Below are 5,488 nucleotides of genomic sequence, written 5' to 3'. Positions count from 1 at the left end.
ACATCCACATGAGCAAAGGATTAAAGCCCTAGATTGTCGGGAGCCGGATGCATGGAAACAGGCACGTCCGGATCTAACTGAGAGGGGCGGGAAGTAATATTCCCCCTCGACTCAACCCGCCGAGATCTGTTTTGGCACGTACTGCCGGGTACTTCCCTAGCCCGGTTTATCTACAAACTTCAGTTGTGAAGTGTGGGTTAAAGCCCAGACATCTTAAACAGATTGGTCGAAGGGACGGAGTTAACACTCCCAGTACTTTTTTCACGTGAGGATTATCTCCATGCAACGTGTCCCCGTTATTTCTCCAGATGGCATTCCGTTAATGCCATCTAAACCATCTCGTGCCCGTCGTTGGCTCCGTGATGGAAAAGCCAAAATCCATCAAAACGACCTTAACATCTTTGCAATTCAGCTTATTAAGCAACCATCTGGCAACCACTCTCAAAATATTGTTGCAGGAATTGATCCTGGAAAAATGTTTACTGGGATGGCTGTACAATCCGCAAAAACAACTCTCTGGACTGGACATCTTGTCCTACCTTTTAAGCGTGTTAAAAAGCGCATGGAAACGAGAGCAATGATGCGCCGCACTCGGCGAAGTCGTCGAATCAACCGTAATCGCCTTTTTAATTTGCGAAACCATCGCGAAAAACGATTCGATAATCGCTGGGGATCTAAGCTTGCACCATCTATCCGTGCAAATCGCGAACTTGAATTGCGAGTGTTTTCTGAATTAACTAATCTCTTTCCAATCGAAAAAGTTGTTTACGAGATTGTTAAGGCTAACGGTTCCAAGTCTTTTTCCCCCGTTATGGTGGGTCAGCGCTGGATGGTTAATCAGTTGGCTAAGTCTGTAGAAGTTGAAACCAGATTTGGTTGGGAAACTTCAGACACGCGAAAGAAGGTAGGTCTAACCAAAGATAAACAAGACAAAAGCCGTCAAACAGTAGAAACTCATGCCAACGATGCCATTGCTTTAGCTTCGATCCCATTCCAAACTCGAACTGTTCATTATTTGGGACGGACAAAGCTTGTAGACCAGTCTACGGCTAATGTCACTGAAGCACCCTTCATGGTTGTTTCACGACTGCCGGTATCGCGTCGTCAATTGCATTTATTGCAATTTTCTGAAGGCGGTAATCGCCGTAAGTATGGTGGTACAACGACGATCCACGGATTTCGTAAAGGTGATTACGTTGAAGCAACTCGCGCTGGAAAGACTTACCGAGGATGGGTCAGTGGTGACACAAAAACGCAAGTTTCTGTAAGCAATACTGATTGGAAAAGACTAGGACAGTTTTCAGCTAAGAAAGTACGTTTATTGCAAAGATCTGTAGGTTTAATTCCCCAAAGGATCTGCGGCTAAAGCCGCGCTTGCCGTTCGTTTCATCCACCACTTAAAAGATGGTGGTTTCCACTCACTGGAGTTCACATGACCGAAGATATGGAGTATTTCTTGGGGAAGCCGGAAAATTATCAATTCGCGGAACAGCGTTGTGAGTATTGGGAAGATCGCCTGGGTTAGGGCGATCGCTATTGACCGATCTACTTGAGCTGTCCGATCTCAGATTGGGCGTTATCGTAACAACTGACCATCCCTCGATCGAGACAGGTGGTAGCCGCCCGTTGAAAATCCTCGATCGCCCCAGGGCGATCGTTCATTTGCCGCCGGATCGTCCCTCGATTGAAATATGCCACCCCCAGTTCTGGATTGAGACGAATCGCCTGGGTTTGATCTTCAATGGCTTTGCGGTAGTCTTTGGACTCGGCGTAAGCTAAGCCTCGATTGCTGTAGGCAACGGCATCGTGGGGGTTGAGGCGAATGGCTTGGGTATAATCGTCGATCGCCGCTTCGATTTGACCGAGTGCCGTTCGCGCCATGCCCCGATTGCTATAAGCCTTGGCGTGGTTGGGACTCAATTCCAGCGCCTGGGTACAATCTTCGATCGCCTCTGGGTATTGCTGCAAGTTATACCGGGCGACGCAGCGATTGCTGTAGGCTACCCATGCCCGAGGGTCGATTTCTAGCCCCCGCGTACAATCAGCGATCGCCCGATCGTATTTCCCTAAGTTCAACTGAACGCTGCACCGATTCGTATAAGCATCGGCATTTCGATCGTCGAGTTCGAGGGTGCGGGTGTAATCTTCGAGGGCACCAGTATAATCTCCTAAAGCGTATCGGGCGCGCCCTCGACTGTAGTACGCCATGGGATTTTCGGCATCGACGGCAATGGCTTGAGTATAATCGGCCATCGCTTTTTGCTTATCTCCCAGGGCCGAATAAGCTAATCCCCGACTTTGATAGGCATTGGGATTTTCGGCATCGAACAAGATCGCTTGGGTGTAATCGTTAATTGCCGCTTGATAATCTCCCAAATCGTATGCTGCTAACCCGCGCTGGTAGAAGGCATCGGCATCGTTTGGTTTGAGTTCGATCGCCCGATCGAAATCATCGATCGCCCCTTGAAAATCCTTTAACTGAGATCTGGCCCATCCCCGATTGTAATAAAAGTCTACCTGAGTCGGATCGAGTTGGATGGCTTGAGTATAATCGGCGATCGCCTCGTCTAGGTTACCCAAATCGTAGTGGGCATTGCCGCGTTTGTAATAACCCGTCGCTTCTTCCGGGGCGATCGAAATCGCCCGATCGAAATCCGCCAGCGCCCCAGATTCATCCCCCTCGGTCATCTTTTCCTCTCCGAGCAAGTAGAGTTTCTCCACATTACCCAAACCCGGCAACATTTTCAGACCCCATCCGCCTGCGCCCAACAGAATCAACACCACCGCACCCAGTCCTGCCCGACGCAAAATCCACGATCTCGACGGCTTCTGCTGTGGGTGGAACGAACTTCCCGGAATCGCTCGCACGAGGATCGAAGCTTTCGATGCATCGGTTTTCACCGTAGATGCGGTCGAGGATGGCATCCTCGTCACCTCCGCTTCCATCTCGTCGAGGGCCGACAGAACCTCGCTCGCCGATCCATAGCGCTGTCCGGAGGAATACTCAACCATTTTGTCGATAATATCGGCCAATCCCGCTTCAACCTGGCATCGATCGCGCCAGCAAACCCGACTCTCTAAGTTTTGCAGCTTTGGCAAACTCTGGGCGGACAAACCCGTGAGTGCTTGAACCGCGATCGTCCCGAGGGCGTACAAATCGCTGTTAAATTGGGGATTGCCTTGGAATTGCTCCACGGGCATATAAACCGGGGTTCCCGCCGCGACAGTGCGCGTTCGATCTCCATTGATGAGGTTGCCGATTTCTTTGACCGAGCCAAAATCGATGAGAACTAAAGCTTTATCTTCCTGACGGCGAATCAGGTTGGCGGGTTTGATGTCTCGATGAATCACCCCTTGCCCGTGGACGAAAACTAAAATTTCTAAAACCGATCGCAAAATTTCCCCGACTTCCGATGATGTCAGAGGATGACCGGGGACGATCTCATCGGTGAGGGGATGACCGGGAATAAATTCCTTGACCAGGTAAAGTTGGTGGTTTTCTTCAAAATAAGCCAGCAGTTGGGGAAGGCGATCGTGTTTGCCCAGTTTCTCTAAGATTTCTGCTTCTTTTTGGAACAGTCGCCGCGCCGTGCGCAAGGATTCCACACCGCTGGCGTAGGGACAGAGTTGTTTGACAACGCAATGGGGCAAACCGGGACGGTGGGTATCGGCTGCCAGATAGGTGGGACCGAAGCTGCCAGAACCGAGTACTTTAATGATGCGATAGCGCTTGTTGAGCAGTTGACCGATGGCCGCAGCTTCTCCGGTCACTTTCGATCGAGAATTAGACAAGGAGTTCTGGGAATCGGAGTGGTTCATGGCGAGCCGTTCGATGACAGAGCACAGGAGCAACGCGAGGTGGGTTCAGGATAGATCGATACTATTCGAGGGGTGGGAATTCACCGTCGCCGTTGTCGGTTCGATCGCCGAAACATCCAGACGGCAGCGACGATCTTCCTTGTGCGTTCGTCGATTTCGCCAGAAACGAATGAATCCTGCGGCGATAAGATAGCTAAAAACACTCCCGACCAGTCCGCAAACCAGGCACCCAACTAATAATGTGGCGATAAACTCCTCTTTCAACTCTAACAAAGCCTCTAGCGACTGCAAACTCTCCGGTGTGAAACTCACTTTCGCGCCAAGCAACTCGTTTCCGACGCGAAAATTGAACCAAAATATCGGGATGTAGGTGAGGGGGTTGCTAACCCAAGTTCCTAAAGCGGCGGTGAGTTTGTGACCCCGCAGCGGAATCGCCAAGAGTACTCCGATCGCCGTTTGAGCGCCAAAGAGGGGAAAAAAGCCTGCGAATACTCCCACGGCAAGACCTCGGGCGAGATATTCCGTAGAGGCTTTGGTGCGAGTCAAGCGACAGTACCAGTACCTTCCGCATCGGAGGAGTTTTTTGTAGCTCGATCGAAATCGGGGGGCGATCGCCCTGGGATTCGGTGAGGGTTGTTGCGGGAGAGAAGAGCGTTGTTTCATCACCTTTGGGGTCCATTGCATTTTCCTTCGCACGAGGCGCGAAATCTTGTATAAGTATCTTATAGTGTTTCCAAATGTAAAGTTGGCATGAATCTGGGGGGAAGTTTACCCCAAAGTCCGATGGTCAAAGTGACTCGGGCGGGGGCGATCCGCCATCGATAGAGATTTGGAGAAAAAGAGAGGATGAGATGGAGAAAACGGGAAATCCAACTAAAAATTGATGATTTGGGCATTAAAATTGATTTTAATTTAGATTATCAGAAATTTCTAATCCTTCCTAAGAGGAGGAGTTCCCCAACCCATTTCTTTAAAAATTGATTACACAGAATGTTATACGGATGGAAACAGGGTGATACGATCGCCGCGATCGCGACGGCGGTGGTTCCGCAACAGGGTAGCGTCAGCATCGTCCGCCTGTCGGGGGAAGAGGCGATCGAGATTGCCAAAACCCTATTTCACGCCCCAGGTCGGCAAGTTTGGGAAACTCACCGGATTCTCTACGGCTACATTCGCCATCCCCAGACACAACAACTCATCGACGAAGCCCTCTTACTGCTGATGCAATCGCCGCGATCGTATACCCGAGAAGATGTGGTGGAGTTTCACTGTCACGGGGGAATTATGGCGGTACAGCAGGTTTTGCAGTTGTGTTTGGAATCGGGTGCGCGCTTGGCCAGACCTGGGGAGTTTACCCTGCGCGCGTTTGCTAACGGACGACTCGATCTCACTCAAGCTGAAAGTATCGCCGATTTAGTGGGGGCGAAATCCCCCGATGCCGCTCAGTTTGCTCTAGCTGGGTTGCAAGGAAAGCTTGCCGAACCGATTCGTCAGTTGCGGGGGCAATGTTTGGATGTTCTGGCTGAGATTGAGGCGCGAGTGGATTTTGAGGAAGATTTACCGACTTTGGATGAATTGGAGATTGCCGGGCAAATCGATGGTGTTGTCTTGGAGATCGATCGCCTCGAAGCCACGGCAGGTCGGGGGGAACTGTTGCGCACTGGACTCA

4 protein-coding genes are annotated in these 5,488 nt (G+C 50.8%); 2 read left to right on the top strand and 2 right to left on the bottom strand.

The genetic code is table 11. The features are described from left to right. The first annotated feature begins 280 nt into the window (after positions 1–280). The gene (locus IQ235_RS17600; protein ID WP_264322729.1) at positions 281–1,366 is read left to right on the top strand and encodes an RRXRR domain-containing protein; all 1,086 of its coding nucleotides are present in this window, start codon (positions 281–283) and stop codon (positions 1,364–1,366) included. Between the two features lie 179 nt (positions 1,367–1,545). On the opposite strand, the gene IQ235_RS17595 is transcribed toward IQ235_RS17600, so the two are convergent. Together IQ235_RS17595 and IQ235_RS17590 are read right to left on the bottom strand one after the other, a co-directional pair. Beyond that, entirely contained in the window at positions 1,546–3,819 is a 2,274-nt protein-coding gene (locus tag IQ235_RS17595; protein ID WP_264322728.1) for a serine/threonine-protein kinase, read from the bottom strand. Positions 3,820–3,864: 45 nt separating this feature from the next. Then, positions 3,865–4,503: a DUF2062 domain-containing protein gene (locus tag IQ235_RS17590; protein WP_264322727.1), complete on the bottom strand. Its 639-nt coding sequence runs from the start codon at positions 4,501–4,503 to the stop codon at positions 3,865–3,867. A gap of 306 nt (positions 4,504–4,809) precedes the next feature. On the opposite strand from IQ235_RS17590, the gene IQ235_RS17585 reads away from it, so the two are divergent. Continuing rightward, on the top strand, positions 4,810–5,488 hold a 679-nt coding region (locus IQ235_RS17585; RefSeq protein WP_502652926.1), incomplete at its 3' end, for a P-loop NTPase family protein.

Source organism: Zarconia navalis LEGE 11467, from assembly GCF_015207075.1.
GTDB classification, from domain to species: Bacteria; Cyanobacteriota; Cyanobacteriia; order Cyanobacteriales; family Geitlerinemataceae; genus Zarconia; species Zarconia navalis.
The sequence above is the reverse complement of the archived record's forward strand: the minus strand, read 5'-3'. Positions and strand labels throughout refer to the sequence as shown.

What these genes read in the sequence shown, in the direction of transcription:
- IQ235_RS17590 (WP_264322727.1), bottom strand. Translation starts at nt 4,503, where the DNA reads ATGCAATGGACCCCAAAGGTGATGAAACAACGCTCTTCTCTCCCGCAA.
- IQ235_RS17600 (WP_264322729.1), top strand. Translation starts at nt 281, where the DNA reads ATGCAACGTGTCCCCGTTATTTCTCCAGATGGCATTCCGTTAATGCCA.
- IQ235_RS17595 (WP_264322728.1), bottom strand. Translation starts at nt 3,819, where the DNA reads ATGAACCACTCCGATTCCCAGAACTCCTTGTCTAATTCTCGATCGAAA.